The organism is Pseudomonas sp. PAGU 2196, assembly GCF_022179005.1.
GTDB lineage: Bacteria > Pseudomonadota > Gammaproteobacteria > Pseudomonadales > Pseudomonadaceae > Aquipseudomonas > Aquipseudomonas kermanshahensis.
The window spans coordinates 109,326-123,912 of sequence record NZ_BNTL01000022.1 but is presented as its reverse complement, the minus strand read 5'-3'; the positions used below and the strand labels follow the sequence as shown (position 1 = coordinate 123,912).

At 64.7% G+C, this 14,587-nt stretch carries 12 protein-coding genes; 9 read left to right on the top strand and 3 right to left on the bottom strand.

Going from position 1 to position 14,587, the window contains the following annotated elements; translation table 11 throughout:
• Positions 1 to 19 precede the first annotated feature (19 nt).
• Entirely contained in the window at positions 20 to 481 is a 462-nt protein-coding gene (locus MFF34_RS19375) for an Lrp/AsnC family transcriptional regulator (protein WP_027594622.1), read from the top strand.
• A gap of 122 nt (positions 482 to 603) precedes the next feature.
• Here MFF34_RS19375 and MFF34_RS19370 read toward each other — a convergent pair whose 3' ends face one another.
• The gene (locus MFF34_RS19370; RefSeq protein ID WP_238215895.1) at positions 604 to 2,928 is read right to left on the bottom strand and encodes an FdhF/YdeP family oxidoreductase; all 2,325 of its coding nucleotides are present in this window, start codon (positions 2,926 to 2,928) and stop codon (positions 604 to 606) included.
• A gap of 358 nt (positions 2,929 to 3,286) precedes the next feature.
• Here MFF34_RS19370 and moaA point away from each other — a divergent pair, with 358 nt between their 5' ends.
• Together moaA and MFF34_RS19360 are read left to right on the top strand one after the other, a co-directional pair.
• The gene (moaA, locus tag MFF34_RS19365) at positions 3,287 to 4,291 is read left to right on the top strand and encodes a GTP 3',8-cyclase MoaA (protein ID WP_238215893.1); all 1,005 of its coding nucleotides are present in this window, start codon (positions 3,287 to 3,289) and stop codon (positions 4,289 to 4,291) included.
• A gap of 20 nt (positions 4,292 to 4,311) precedes the next feature.
• A complete protein-coding gene (locus MFF34_RS19360; protein ID WP_099430187.1) occupies positions 4,312 to 5,211 on the top strand; it encodes a bestrophin family protein in 900 nt (299 codons plus the stop codon).
• Positions 5,212 to 5,265: 54 nt separating this feature from the next.
• Here the strand turns inward: MFF34_RS19360 and moaB are convergent, their stop codons facing one another.
• Positions 5,266 to 5,805: a molybdenum cofactor biosynthesis protein B gene (moaB, locus tag MFF34_RS19355; protein WP_099430188.1), complete on the bottom strand. Its 540-nt coding sequence runs from the start codon at positions 5,803 to 5,805 to the stop codon at positions 5,266 to 5,268.
• A gap of 141 nt (positions 5,806 to 5,946) precedes the next feature.
• Between moaB and MFF34_RS19350 the strand changes: the two genes are divergently transcribed.
• Positions 5,947 to 6,834 (top strand): LysR family transcriptional regulator, encoded by an 888-nt coding sequence (locus MFF34_RS19350; RefSeq protein ID WP_238215891.1) that lies wholly within the window; start codon positions 5,947 to 5,949, stop codon positions 6,832 to 6,834.
• Here MFF34_RS19350 and MFF34_RS19345 read toward each other — a convergent pair.
• Positions 6,822 to 7,604, bottom strand: a complete 783-nt coding sequence (locus MFF34_RS19345) for an AraC family transcriptional regulator (RefSeq protein ID WP_238215889.1) — start codon at positions 7,602 to 7,604, stop codon at positions 6,822 to 6,824. The two genes, MFF34_RS19350 and MFF34_RS19345, sit on opposite strands and share 13 nt — an antisense overlap.
• A gap of 359 nt (positions 7,605 to 7,963) precedes the next feature.
• Here MFF34_RS19345 and MFF34_RS19340 point away from each other — a divergent pair, with 359 nt between their 5' ends.
• The 5 genes from MFF34_RS19340 (at position 7,964) to MFF34_RS19320 (ending at position 14,549) form a co-directional block, all read left to right on the top strand.
• Positions 7,964 to 9,580: an APC family permease gene (locus MFF34_RS19340; RefSeq protein ID WP_027594629.1), complete on the top strand. Its 1,617-nt coding sequence runs from the start codon at positions 7,964 to 7,966 to the stop codon at positions 9,578 to 9,580.
• Positions 9,581 to 9,608: 28 nt separating this feature from the next.
• Positions 9,609 to 10,535 (top strand): 4-hydroxyproline epimerase, encoded by a 927-nt coding sequence (locus MFF34_RS19335; protein WP_238215887.1) that lies wholly within the window; start codon positions 9,609 to 9,611, stop codon positions 10,533 to 10,535.
• A 56-nt stretch (positions 10,536 to 10,591) separates the two neighbouring features.
• A complete protein-coding gene (locus MFF34_RS19330) occupies positions 10,592 to 11,539 on the top strand; it encodes a dihydrodipicolinate synthase family protein (RefSeq protein WP_027594631.1) in 948 nt (315 codons plus the stop codon).
• Between the two features lie 172 nt (positions 11,540 to 11,711).
• Positions 11,712 to 13,289: an aldehyde dehydrogenase (NADP(+)) gene (locus MFF34_RS19325; protein WP_238215886.1), complete on the top strand. Its 1,578-nt coding sequence runs from the start codon at positions 11,712 to 11,714 to the stop codon at positions 13,287 to 13,289.
• 3 nt (positions 13,290 to 13,292) lie between these two features.
• On the top strand, positions 13,293 to 14,549 hold the full coding sequence (locus tag MFF34_RS19320) for an FAD-binding oxidoreductase (RefSeq protein ID WP_238215884.1): 1,257 nt from the start codon (positions 13,293 to 13,295) through the stop codon (positions 14,547 to 14,549).
• Positions 14,550 to 14,587: the final 38 nt, after the last annotated feature.

The window sequence follows — 14,587 nt, the reverse complement described above, 5'->3', positions numbered from 1 at the left end:
TGGCCAGCCTGTAATCGACATGGACAATTTCGACCAACACATCCTCACCTTGCTGCAGCGCGACGCGTCCATTTCCCTCAAGGACCTGGCCGAGGCGGTAAACCTGTCCACCACGCCCTGCTGGAAGCGGGTCAAACGGCTGGAAGAAGAGGGTTACATCCTTGGCCGCGTCGCCCTGCTCGACCCCACGCGCCTCGGGCTGGGCCTGACCGTGTTCGTCCAGCTCAAGACCCAGCGCCACGACAGCGCCTGGCTGGAGCAGTTTGCCGCGACGGTGACCGGTTTCGAGGAGGTGATGGAGTTTTACCGCATGTCGGGGGATTGGGATTACATGCTGCGGGTGGTGGTGGGTGACATTGCCGCCTATGACCGGTTCTACAAGAAGCTGATCACCCGCACCGACGGGCTTTCCAACATTACGTCGAGTTTTGCCATGGAGCAGATGAAGTACACCACCGCTTACCCGGTGCACCGGCCCTAGCGCGATCGTCTGTAGGAGCGGCCTTGCGTCGCGAAAGGGCCGCGAAGCGGCCCCAACAATTTATGCCGCGAAGCTGAAAACCTGGGGCCGCTGCGCGGCCCTTTCGCGACGCAAGGCCGCTCCTACAGAGACCGCGCCTCGATCCGGATCCCCGCCTTGGCTTTCTCTACCCTGATCGCGATGAACTTCGAGGTCGGCGTATACGTCCCCTCGCCATAACTCTCCAGCGGCACCAGCGGGTTGGTCTCCGGGTAATACGCCGCGGCCTGCCCCTGCGGCACGTCGTACGCCACCAGGCGGAACCCGGACACCCGCCGCTCGCGCCCGTCCTCCCACAACGACACTAAGTCCACGTGCTCGCCAGGCTCGAACCCCAGGCGACGGATGTCGGCCTCATTGACAAACACCACCTCACGCAGGCCAAACACCCCACGGTAGCGGTCATCCAGGCCATACAGGGTGGTGTTGTACTGGTCGTGCGAACGCAACGTCTGCAGGATCAGGTCCGGTTTGTCGCCACGGGCCAGCACCTGGGCATTGACCAGTTGCTGCGGCAACTGGCTGGCACTGAAACGCGCCTTGCCGGTGGCGGTACGCCACGTGCGATCCGCCGCGTTGTTGCCCAGGTGGAAGCCACCCGGGTGCTGCAAGCGCTCGTTGAAGTCGGTAAAGCCGGGGATCACATCAGCGATCATGCTACGGATGCGGCTGTAGTCGGCAATGGCATATTCCCAATCGATCGGTTGCTTGCCCAAGGTCGCCTGGGCCATGCCGGCCACGATGGCCGGCTCCGAACGTAAGTGTGGCGAGCGCGGGCGCAATTGGCCGTGGGAGATGTGCACCATGCTGAAGGTGTCCTCCACGGTCACGCCCTGCGGCCCGTCGGCCTGCAGGTCGATCTCGGTTCGCCCCAGGCACGGCAGGATGAGCGCATCACGGCCGGTGACCAAGTGCGAACGGTTGAGCTTGGTGGAAATCTGCACGGTCAATGCGCAGTTGCGCAGGGCCGCGTGGGTCCGAGGGGTGTCTGGGGTAGCCTGGGCGAAGTTACCGCCCAGGGCGATGAAGACCTTGGCCTGCCCTTCTTCCATGGCCTTGATCGCCAGCACCGCGTTATGCCCATGGGCACGGGGCACACGAAACTGGAAGCGTTTTTCCAGGGCATCGAGCAGCCCGGCCTTGGGCTTCTCGTCGATGCCCATGGTGCGGTCGCCCTGCACATTGCTATGGCCACGCACCGGCGACAGGCCAGCACCGGGTTTGCCAACGTTGCCCCGCAGCAGTTGCAGGTTGACGATTTCCTGCACGGTGGGCACCGAATGGCGGTGCTGGGTGACGCCCATGGCCCAGCACATGATGACCCGCTCGGCCTTGCGGTACATGCGCGCTGCCAGCTCGATCTCGGCCTGGGTCAGGCCCGACTGCTCGACGATATGCGCCCAGGAGGTGGCATCCACCGCCGCCAGGTAGGCGTCGACGCCGCTGGTGTGGTCGGCGATGAAGGCATGGTCGAACACCGCCGGTTCACCCTTGGCCTGGGCCTCGCGTTCCCATTGCAGCAAATACTTGGCGATGCCACGCATGGCCGCCATGTCGCCGCCCAGGGCCGGGCGGAAGTACGCGGTGTTGGTCGGTTCGGAGCCGTTGCTGAGCATTTCGAACGGGTGTTGCGGGTGCTGGAAGCGCTCCAGGCCACGCTCCTTCAGCGGGTTGAAGCACACCACCTGGGCACCACGCTTGACCGCCTCGCGCAGCGGTTCGAGCATGCGCGGGTGGTTGGTGCCGGGGTTCTGGCCGATGACGAAGATGGCGTCGGCCAGTTCCAGGTCATGGAACACCACGGTGCCCTTGCCCACGCCGAGGGTTTCCGACATGCCCACACCGCTGGCCTCGTGGCACATGTTCGAGCAGTCGGGGAAGTTGTTGGTGCCGTAGGCGCGGACAAACAGCTGGTACAAAAACGCCGCTTCGTTGCTGGCCCGCCCCGAGGTGTAGAACTCGGCCTGGTCGGGCGAATCGAGCGCCTGCAGGTGTTTGGCAACCAGGGCGAAGGCCTCTTCCCAGGAGGTTTCGACGTAGTGATCGGTGGCCGCGTCGTAGCGCATCGGGTGGGTCAGCCGGCCTTGGAATTCGAGCCAGTAATCGGTCTGTTCGGCCAGCGCACTGACGCTGTATTTGGCGAAGAATGCGGGGTCTACCGAGCGACCGGTGGCTTCCCAGTTGACCGCCTTGGCGCCGTTCTCGCAGAACTTGACCATGTCGTTTTCCGGCGATTCGCCCCAGGCGCAGCCGGGGCAGTCGAAGCCGCCGTTCTGGTTGGTCTTGAGCATGGCCCGCAGGTTCTTGAAGGCGTTTTCGCTGCCCAGCCAGCTTTTGGTCACGCTCTTGAGCGCCCCCCAGCCGGCGGCGGCGCCTTTGTAGTCCCTGATATGTTCGTCCTGGCTCATGCGGTGAATCCTCACGCTCGGTGTTTTTTCCAGACTATTGAGCGTGGGGCACAAGCGTCCAATCGAAAGATCTTACGGGCTGATAAGCCGTTTCGATCATGGGCCAGCACTGACAATCCAGATCGCGTCCTGTAGGAGCAGCCTTGTGCTGCGAAGAGGCCGGTTTGGCTAGCCGAGAAGCTGTGGCTGCAATGGCCTCTTCGCAGCACAAGGCTGCTCCTACAGGGGAAATCTCCCATACATGCCGGGGCCTGCAGCCGTGATAGAGCAGATTGATCAACCAGTCGGGGAAAGCAATTTGACGGGGGTGCGGCCAGGTTATAGCTTGGAGCTGAGTCCATCCCATTCGAGCGCAATCGTGGAACAGAACAGCCGGGCCCTGATCGACGGCTTCAACCGGAAAATCGACTACCTGCGGATGTCGGTCACCGACCGCTGCGACTTCCGGTGCGTGTACTGCATGGCCGAAGACATGCAGTTCCTGCCGCGCCAGCAGATCCTCAGCCTCGAAGAACTGTTCCAGGTGGCCGAGCGCTTCGTCGCATTGGGCACCCGCAAAATCCGCCTGACCGGTGGCGAGCCGCTGGTGCGCCAGGGCATCGTCGAGCTGTGCGGGCGCATCGCCGCCCTGCCCGGCCTGCGCGAACTGTGCATGACCAGCAACGGCTCGCAACTCGGGCGCCTGGCCCAACCGCTGTTCGACGCCGGCGTCTCGCGCCTGAATATCAGCCTCGACAGCCTGGACCCCGGGCGCTTCAAGCAACTGACCCGCACCGGCGACCTCAACCAGGTGATCGCCGGCATCGACGCCTCGCGCCAGGCAGGCTTTCGCAAGACCAAGCTCAACTGCGTAGTGCTCAAGGGCCGCAACGATGACGAACTGGTCGACCTGGTGCGCTTTGCCATCGACCGCGAGCTGGACATCACCTTCATCGAAGAAATGCCCCTGGGTAACATCAGCGAACACCAGCGTGGTGAGTCGTTCTACTCCAGTGACGAGGTGCGCGACCGGCTGGCCGAGCAGTTCACCCTGATCGAGTCCACCGAATCGTCCCAAGGCCCGGCACGCTACTGGCGCCTGGCCGAAGCGGCGCACACCCGGGTCGGCTTCATTTCGCCGCACAGCCATAACTTCTGCGCCACCTGCAACCGCGTGCGCCTGACCGTCGAAGGCCGCCTGCTGCTGTGCCTGGGCAACGAGCATTCGGTGGACCTCAAGCAGGTCCTGCGTGCCCACCTAGGCAACGCCGAGCGCCTGGAAAACGCCATCCGCGACTCCTTGCACCTCAAGCCTTACCGCCATCATTTCGAGGTGGGGGGTGACGTGCAGATCCTGCGTTTCATGAACATGACCGGCGGCTGAACAGCCACCTCTGGATTTCCATGATCGTCCACCCCCGCCCCGATGTGCTGCGCGTGCTGTTCACCCTCAAGGGGTCGATCGTCAAACGCATCGCCCTGCGCTGCCTGATGGTCACCCTGCTGGCCGCACTGATCGTGCTGGTCGAGCGCCACTATCCGGCATTTTTCTACCCGGTCAGCGCCACACCGTTCACCTTGCTGGGCCTGTCGCTGTCGATCTTCATGAGCTTTCGCAACAACGCCTGCTACGACCGCTGGTGGGAAGGCCGCAAGGCCTGGGGCAAGCTGATCATCGAGACTCGTTCGTTCGTGCGCGAAAGCGTGGTGATCGCCGACCCGGCACTGCGTGCCGAACTGTTGCGCAGCCTGTGCGGCTTTGCCCATGCGCTCAACGCCCGGCTGCGCAACGAGGACGACCTGGCGGCCGCCCGGCCTTGGCTGGCCAACCCCAATGCGATCAGCCCGCACAATGTGTGCGACACGATCTTGCGCGAAGTCGGCGGGCACTGCTCACGGCTGGCGCAACAGGGGCAGATCAGCGATTGGCGCTACAGCGTGCTGGAACAGCGGCTGGTGGGGCTGACCGAAGTGCAGGCCACCTGCGAGCGGATCAAAGGCACGCCGTTGCCGTTCCCCTATACCTTGTTGCTGCACCGCACCATCTACATCTTCTGCCTGCTGCTGCCGTTCGCCCTGGCTGAACCGCTGGGCTGGTTGGCGCCGCTGTTCACCACCATCGTCGGCTATACGTTTTTTGGGCTGGATGCGATTGGCAACGAACTGGAAGACCCGTTTGGGCGCGATGAGAACGACCTGCCTACCGATGCGCTGGTGCGCACCGTGGAGCGCGATGTGCTGGCGGGGTTGGGGGTTGAGCCGCTGCCACCGGCATTGGAGCCGGTGGGGTATGTGTTGAGCTGATACTTTTGCTGCCTGTGCTGGCTTGCCCGCGAAAAGGCCAGCACAGCCAGGGCATTAACCGCGGCTTGCGCAAGCCTCGACAGGCTTCAGGTGCGGCACGAAGTTGCACGGCCGGTGGCGCGCATCCAGTTGCTCGGCCAGGATCCCTTCCCACGCCGTGCGGCAAGCCCCGGTCGAGCCTGGCAGGCAGCACACCAAGGTACCGTTGGCGAGCCCGGCCAATGCCCGGCTCTGAATAGTCGATGTGCCGATATCGAGAATGGACAACGCCCGGAACAGCTCACCAAAGCCATCGATACGTTTGTCCAACAGGCATTCAACGGCTTCAGGCGTACTGTCACGCCCGGTGAAGCCGGTACCGCCGGTGATCAGTACCACCTGCACCTGCTCGTCGGCGATCCAGGTGGCGACCTGGGCGCGGATCTTGTACAGGTCGTCCTTGAGCAGCGCTCGCGCCACCAGGCGATGGCCGATTTCCACCGAGCGGCTGGCCAGCAGCTCACCGGAGGTGTCGTTGTCGTAGGTACGGGTGTCACTGACGGTCAGTACGGCGATGTTGAGCGGTACGAAGACCGCATCGGGTTTGACGCTCACGGTAGGCTACTCCTGAAAGGGCATTGTCACCACGCTAGAGGCACGGCCGGGGGGCGTCCAATCGATATGGCGTACCGGGTGATCAATGACATCTATCGCTGACTTGGTTAAGGTCAGCATAACCAGACGCCAGGCACTCCCATGGACATCAAGCAACTCAAGTTCCTCATCGCGCTCGACCAGACCCGCCATTTTGGCCAGGCCGCAGCGCTGTGCCACATCACCCAGCCGACGCTGTCGATGCGCCTGCGCAACCTGGAAGACGAACTGGACCTGGTGCTGGTCAAACGCGGCCAGCGCTTCGAAGGGTTCACCGAAGCCGGCGAACGCATTCTGGCCTGGGCCCGCACGCTGCTGGCGGCCCACGACGGCCTGCAAGCCGAAGCCGCCAGTTGCCGCGGCCAGGTGGTCGGCAGCCTACGCCTGGGCACCGTGCCGCTGGCCAGCTTCAACCCGATGCAATTGCTGTTGCCGCTGCGCGAAAAATACCCCGAGCTGCACTTCCAGATCAGCTCGCACAGCACCGAGCAGATCATGGATGGCCTGAGCCGCAACCAGCTCGACCTGGGCATCTGCTACCTCGACCAAGTCAATGCCAGCTTCTTCGAAGTGATCGAGCTGGGCACCACCACCATGGGCCTGCTGCACGATACCCGGCACTTCCAGTTCCAGGCCGACACCCTGCGTTGGGAAGACCTCGGCGATATACCACTGGGCTTGCTGAGCAAAGGCATGCACTACCGTCAATCGCTGGACCTGAGCTTTCGCAGCCGCAGCCTGGAACCCAACGCCGTGCTGGAAAGCGACTCGAGCTTCCAGCTGATCCAAGCCATCAGCACCGGCGTGTGCTGCGCGATCATGCCACTGGATTGCGGGCTGGAAGACTTGAGCGACCACATGCGTATCCTGCCTATCGTCGACGCCAGCATCCACAGCCCGGTGGGCCTGCTGCTGCGCCGCAGCGAGCCGCGTTCGGCGATTGCCGAGCAATGCTTTGACGAGGCGCGCGCGCTGTTTCAACCCTCCTGAGTGGCCGTCGCCTGGCGGTATTGGCGCGGGGTGAACCCGGTCAATTGCTTGAACTGGCGGCTGAAAGCGCTGTGGTCGGTGAAGCCGCACTGCATCGCCACCTCGGTGATTGGCAAGTCGCTGTGCAGCAAGCGATGGGCATGCTCCAGCCGCGCCTTGTGGATCATCTGCCGTGGCGTGAGGTGGAACACCCGCTTGCAATAGCGCTCCAGCTGCGCCACGGAAATACCCGCGATGCGGGTCAGTTCGCCCATGCTGATGGGTTGGTGAAAATGCCGCCGAATGTGCTCATCCACAGCTGCCAGGCGCTGGTAAGCGGGGTGGGTGTCGGCGGCTGACTGCAGGTCGACCGAGATGCCCACCAGGCCGATTATTGCGCCGTCGGGGTTGAGTAAGGGCCGCTTGTGGGTCAGGCACCAACCCGGTTCGCGGCTGCCGTACAGGTGCAGTTCGAGCTGGTCTTGCAGCACCAAGCCATCCTTGAGTACGCGACGGTCCTGCTCGGTGTAGCCGGGGCCCAGTTGTGCCGGGAAGACCTCGGCGCTGGTCTTGCCCAGCAAGGGTTGCAAACGCTTGAGGCCGCAGCGCTGGACCAGGGTGTTGTTGGCCAGCACGTAGCGGGCGTCGGCGTCCTTGATGAAGATCGCGGCGTTGGGGATCGCGTCGAGGATCGGCAGCAGCAGGGAGACCCCGGCGAGCAGGGCCTCCAGGGTGGCGGGGCGGTGCTGGTCCAAGGACTGGTACAGGGTTGCCAGAGAAGGGGCGGTCATCGGGTTGATCTCTAATGGCTTTACTGGCCTCTTCGCAGCACAAGGCTGCTCCTACAGGGACCGCACTGCCTTGTAGGAGCAGCCTTGTGCTGCGAAGAGGCCGGCACTGGCACTGCATCTCCCAAGCCCTTATGCGGTATGGCTTTCAGCCTATCCACGAGCCCACCACCCCGCCACTACTTTTCTGCAACTGTGCCGATTTCGTCATCCACCCTGCAGAAAACCATCAAGAACCGATGCCCAGATCGGTCCACTCTATGCCCCACGCAAGCCGCCCAAGACCTACAAGAGCGCGGCCCAAAAAGCCGCACCTCGTGACATCAGACCTGCCTATCCAAAACCTACAAAAAGGCGCACCCATGTCAGGCAAATTCAAAAAACAGCTCTCATTGCTCGACCTCACCTTCATCGGCCTAGGCGCCATTTTCGGCTCCGGCTGGCTGTTCGCCGCCAGCCACGTCTCGGCCATCGCTGGCCCCGCCGGTATTTTGTCCTGGTTCCTCGGCGGTTTCGCCGTGCTGTTGCTGGGCATCGTCTACTGCGAGCTCGGCGCCGCCCTGCCCCGCGCCGGTGGCGTGGTGCGCTACCCGGTGTACTCCCACGGCCCGCTGCTTGGCTACCTGATGGGCTTCATCACGCTGATCGCGTTTTCCAGCCTGATCGCCATCGAAGTGGTCGCGTCACGGCAATACGCCGCGGCCTGGTTCCCCGAGTTGACCAAGGCCGGGTCCAGTGACCCGAGCGTGCTCGGCTGGCTGGTGCAGTTCGCGCTGCTGGGGCTGTTCTTTCTGCTCAACTACCGCAGCGTCAAGACCTTCGCCAAAGCCAACAACCTGGTCAGCGTGTTCAAGTTCATCGTGCCGTTGCTGGTGATCGGTGTGCTGTTCACCTTCTTCAAACCGGCAAATTTCGAGGTCCAAGGCTTTGCGCCGTTCGGCCTGTCCGGTGTGGAAATGGCCGTCTCGGCGGGTGGCATCATTTTCGCTTACCTAGGGCTGACACCGATCATTTCGGTGGCGAGTGAAGTGAAGAACCCGCAGCGCACCATTCCAATCGCGCTGATCCTGTCGGTGCTGTTGTCCACCGCGATCTACGCCCTGCTGCAACTGGCCTTCCTCGGCAGCGTGCCGACCGAAATGCTGGCCAACGGCTGGGCCGGTGTGACGAAGGAACTCGCCCTGCCTTACCGCGACATCGCCCTGGCCTTGGGCGTGGGCTGGCTGGCCTACCTGGTGGTGGCCGACGCGGTCATCTCGCCAAGCGGTTGCGGCAACATCTACATGAACGCCACCCCGCGGGTGATCTATGGCTGGGCGCAGACCGGGACCTTCTTCAAAGTCTTCACCCGCATCGACGAGCAGTCCGGCATCCCCCGCCCGGCGCTGTGGCTGACCTTTGCCCTGTCGGTGTTCTGGACCCTGCCGTTCCCGTCCTGGGAAGCGCTGATCAACGTGGTCTCGGCGGCACTGGTACTGAGCTATGCCGTGGCCCCGGTCACCGTCGCCGCGCTGCGCCGCAACGCACCCGACATGCCGCGCCCGTTCCGCGTCAAGGGCATGAGCGTGCTCGGCCCGCTGTCGTTCATCATCGCCGCGCTGATCGTCTACTGGTCGGGCTGGAACACCGTGTCGTGGCTGTTGGCCCTGCAAATCGTGATGTTCGTGCTTTACCTGCTGTGCGCCCGCTTCGTGCCAACCCAGCACCTGTCCATCGGCCAGCAAGTGCGCTCGTCGGCCTGGCTGATCGGTTTCTACGCCGTGACCATCCTGCTGTCCTGGCTCGGCAGCTTCGGCGGCCTGGGCGTGATCGGCCACCCGTTCGACACCGTGGTCGTGGCCGCCTGTGCCCTGGGCATTTACTACTGGGGCGCTGCGACCGGCGTGCCGGCGCACCTGGTGCGCCTGGATGGTGAAGACGAGAGCGAAGCCACCGCCGACACACACCTGGGCCACCGCCCTGCCGCTGTCGCCTCCTGACCTCGGCCACCATTCAAGGGACCTGCCCATGAAACACATTCACGTCATCGACTCGCATACCGGCGGCGAACCGACCCGCCTGGTGATGAAAGGCTTCCCACCGCTCAATGGCCGCACCATGGCCGAACAGCGCGACGAACTGCGCGAACTGCACGACCCATGGCGCCGCGCCTGCCTGCTGGAGCCTCGCGGCAACGATGTGCTGGTCGGTGCGCTGTATTGCCCACCGGTCTCGGAAGACGCCACGTGCGGGGTGATCTTCTTCAACAACGCCGGCTACCTGAACATGTGCGGCCACGGCACCATCGGCCTGATCGCCTCGCTGCAGCACCTGGGGCTGATCGCGCCAGGTGTGCACACGGTCGACACGCCGGTCGGCCAGGTGAGCGCCACCTTGCATGAAGACGGCGCGGTCACCGTAGGCAACGTGCCTGCCTACCGCTATCGCCAACAGGTGCCGGTCGAGGTACCGGGCCATGGCGTGGTGCACGGCGATATCGCCTGGGGCGGCAACTGGTTCTTCCTGGTGTCCGAGCATGGCCAGCGCATCGAGCTGGACAACGTCGAAGCGCTCACCGACTACACCTGGGCGATGCTCAAGGCCCTGGAGGCCCAGGGCATCACCGGCGAAAACGGCGAGCCGATCGACCATGTCGAGCTGTTTGCCGACGACCCCGACGCCGACAGCCGCAACTTCGTCATGTGCCCCGGCAAGGCCTACGACCGCTCCCCTTGCGGCACGGGCACCAGCGCCAAGCTGGCCTGCCTGGCCGCCGACGGCAAGCTCGAAGAAGGCCAGACCTGGGTCCAGGCGAGCATCACCGGCAGCCAGTTCCAGGGCCGCTACCAGCGCGAGGGCGAGCGCATTCGCCCGTTCATCACCGGCCGCGCCTACATGACCGCCGACAGCACCCTGCTGATCGACGAACAGGATCCTTTCGCCTGGGGCATCTGACCTGCCCAGGCCTTTTTATTCGCAACCCAGACTGAATACTGCAAGGAGTGACACCCATGAGCGACAACATCTTCACCGGCTGCATGCCTGCCCTGATGACCCCCTGCACCGCCGCGCGTAAACCGGACTTCGACGCCCTGGTACGCAAAGGCCGCGAGCTGATCGAAGCCGGCATGAGCGCCGTGGTGTACTGCGGCTCGATGGGCGACTGGCCGCTGCTGACCGAGGCCGAACGCCAAGAAGGCGTGGCGCGCCTGGTGGCTGCCGGCATCCCGACCATCGTCGGCACCGGCGCGGTGAATACCCGTGAAGCGGTTTCCCACGCGGCCCATGCCGCCGAAGTTGGCGCGGCCGGCCTGATGGTGATCCCGCGTGTACTGTCCCGCGGCGCTTCGTTGATCGCCCAGAAGCACCACTTCTCGGCCATCCTGGCCGCCGCGCCGAAACTGCCGGCAGTCATCTACAACAGCCCGTACTACGGCTTTGCCACCCGTGCCGACCTGTTCTTCGAACTGCGCCGCGAATACCCGAACCTGATCGGCTTCAAGGAATTTGGCGGTGGCGCCGACCTGCGCTACGCCGCCGAGCACATCACCTCCAAGGACGATGACGTGACCCTGATGGTCGGCGTCGACACCCAAGTGGTGCATGGCTTCGTCAACTGCAATGCCACCGGTGCCATCACCGGGATCGGCAACGCACTGCCCCGTGAAGTGCTGCAACTGGTGAGCCTGAGCAAGCAGGCTGCCAAAGGTGATGCCAAGGCCCGGCGCCTGGCCCGTGAACTGGAAGCGGCGCTGGCGGTGTTGTCGTCGTTCGATGAAGGCTGCGACCTGGTGCTGTATTACAAACACCTGATGGTGCTCAACGGCGACCGCGAGTACAGCCTGCACTTCAACGAGACCGACGCCCTGACCGATGCCCAGCGCAACTACGCCGAACAGCAATACGCGCTGTTCCGCCAGTGGTACGCCAACTGGTCGGCCGAGCAAAACGTCGCCTGATCACTGTGGGCGTAACCGTGGGAGCGGGCTTGCCCCGCGAACACCGGCAAAGCCGGTGCCCTGCACCGCGGCCCCTTCGCGGGACAAGCCCGCTCCCACAATGCCGCTGGGGGATCTCCCACAGGGTATGCGCTACACCCTTGCACCTGAATCCGACTCCAAAGGAGGCTCTATGCCCCTGACAGGCAACCTGCTGATTGGCCAAACGCCGGTAACCGGCAGCCGCGACGCCATGCGCGCCATCGACCCGGCCACCGGCCAAGCGCTCGAACCCGCCTACCTCGGCGGCACCGGCGAACACGTGGCCCAGGCCTGCGCACTGGCCTGGGCGGCGTTCGATGAATACCGCGAGACCTCGCTCGAACAACGGGCACACTTTCTTGAAACCATCGCCGAACAGATCGAGGCCCTGGGCGATGCACTGATCGACCGCGCCGTCGCCGAGACGGGCCTGCCCAAGGCACGCATCCAAGGCGAACGCGGCCGCACCTGCACGCAACTGCGCACGTTCGCCCGTGTGGTACGTGCCGGCGAATGGCTGGACGTGCGGGTCGACAATGCCCTGCCCGAGCGCCAGCCCCTGCCGCGCCCCGACCTGCGCCAGCGCCAGGTGGCCTTAGGGCCGGTAGCGGTGTTTGGCGCCAGCAACTTCCCCCTGGCCTTCTCGGTGGCCGGCGGCGACACGGCTTCGGCACTGGCCGCGGGTTGCCCGGTGGTGGTCAAGGCCCACGGCGCCCACCCTGGCACCAGCGAGCTGGTGGGCCGGGCAGTGGCGCACGCCGTGAAGCACTGCGGCCTGCCTGAAGGCGTGTTTTCGTTGTTGTACGGCGCGGGCCGTGAAGTGGGCATCGCCCTGGTCAGCGACCCGCGCATCAAAGCCGTCGGTTTTACCGGCTCGCGCAGCGGCGGCATCGCCCTGTGCCACGCGGCGCAGGCCCGCCCAGAGCCTATCCCGGTGTACGCCGAGATGAGTTCGATCAACCCGGTGTTCCTGTTTGACGCCGCCCTGCAGCGTCGCGGCGAAGTACTGGCGCAAGGGTTCGTCGCTTCGCTGACCCAAGGCGCCGGGCAGTTCTGCACCAACCCTGGCCTGGTGATCGCCCGGCAAGGGCCGGCGCTGCAACGCTTCGTCGACGCCGCCAGCGAGCAGGTGCAACGTGCAGCCGCACAAACCATGCTCACCCCCGGTATTTTCAGCGCTTATGAAACGGGCGTTGGCGCATTGGCCGAGAACAACAACGCCCACGTCGCCGCCAGCGGTCAACCGGCGCAAGGCCCTAACCAGTGCCAGGCCCAGTTGTTCGTGACCCAGGCCAGCGCGTTTCTGACCGACCCGGCGCTGCAAGCCGAGGTCTTCGGCGCTGCCTCACTGGTGGTAGCGTGCGACAGCGACGCGCAGGTGCGCCAGGTGGCCGAGCACCTGGAAAGCCAACTGACCGCGACGCTACAACTGGACGAGGCCGACATCGACAGTGCCCGCGCGCTGTTGCCGACCTTGGAACGCAAGGCCGGACGCATCCTGGTCAACGGTTGGCCGACCGGGGTCGAGGTGTGCGATGCGATGGTCCATGGCGGGCCATTCCCGGCTACCTCCGATGCCCGCACCACGTCGGTGGGCACGGCGGCGATCCTGCGCTTCCTGCGCCCGGTGTGCTACCAGGACTTCCCAGACGGGCTGCTGCCAGAGGCCTTGCGCCACGGCAACCCGCTGCAACTGCGCCGGTTGCTCGACGGCAAGCGGGAAGGCTGAACCATGGTCGAGCCGCTCAACGCTGCTGAAACTGATATCGCCGTGGTCGGCGCCGGCATCGTCGGCGTCGCCTGTGCCCTGCAGCTGGCAAGGCAAGGCCGTCGGGTGCTGCTGATCGACCGCCAGCCACCTGGCCACGGCGCCTCGTTCGGCAACGCCGGGCACCTGGCCACCGAGCAGGTGTTCCCGATTGCCGACTTGTCGATTCTCAAACGCCTGCCCAGCATGCTGATGGACCCGATGGGCCCGCTGCGCCTGGACTGGAAGTACCTGCCCAAGGCCATGCCCTGGTTCACCCGCTTGCTGCTCAACCTGCGGCCCGCGCCATTTCAGCGCAGCGTGGCTGGCATCCGTGCGCTGAACGAAGGCAGCCTGGCGGCCTGGCAGCGGTTGTTAGGCTCGATTGGGCGCAGCGACCTGTTCAAGGAAGCGGGGTCGTTGCTGGTGTTCGAACGCAACGAATCGCGCCAGGCACTGGCGGCCTTGCAGGCGCGCATGCAACAGCAGGCGGTGCCGGCAGAGTACTGGTCGGCCGACAGCGTGCGGGCAACGGCGCCTCAGTTGAGCCGCTCGATCCTGGGCGGGCTGTTTTTCCCCCGTACCGGGCATTTCATCGACCCGTACCGCGTGGTCTGTGAGCTTTTCGAAGCGGCCAAGGCCAGTGGGGTTCGGTTCGTCCAGGCGCACGTCGACGGTGGGCACCTGCACGGCAGCGGCGTCAGCCTGGCCAGCGACCAAGGCACGTTCACTGCACGCCAGGTGCTGATCAGTTGCGGCGCGCATTCGGCCAAACTCACTGCGGCCCTTACCGGCAAGCGGGTGCCGCTGGACACCGAACGTGGCTACCACCTGATGTTGCCGGGTGAACATCAACGGCTGCCCTTTGCCGTCACCTCGCTGGAGCGCAAGTTCATCATGACGCCGATGGCCGACGGGTTACGGCTGGCCGGCACGGTGGAATTCGCCGGGCTCGATGCGCCGCCTAGCATGCAGCGGGCATGGCAGCTGCATAGGCTGAGCAAGGGCTTGTTCCAGCAAGATCTCGATGCCGAAGGGGCGACGCCGTGGATGGGTTTCAGGCCGTCCTTGCCGGATTCCTTGCCGGTGATCGACCAGGTGTGCGGGGGACGGGTGATGCTTGCGTTCGGGCATCAGCACCTGGGGTTGACCCAGGCGGCGGTGACGGCCGAATGGGTGGGGCGGCTTGCCGAACAGGAAAGAGGGCCGCAGATGGAGGCCTATCGGTTGGATCGGTTTTGATCAGGACCGGCCTCTTCGCGGGGCAAGCCCGCTCCCAC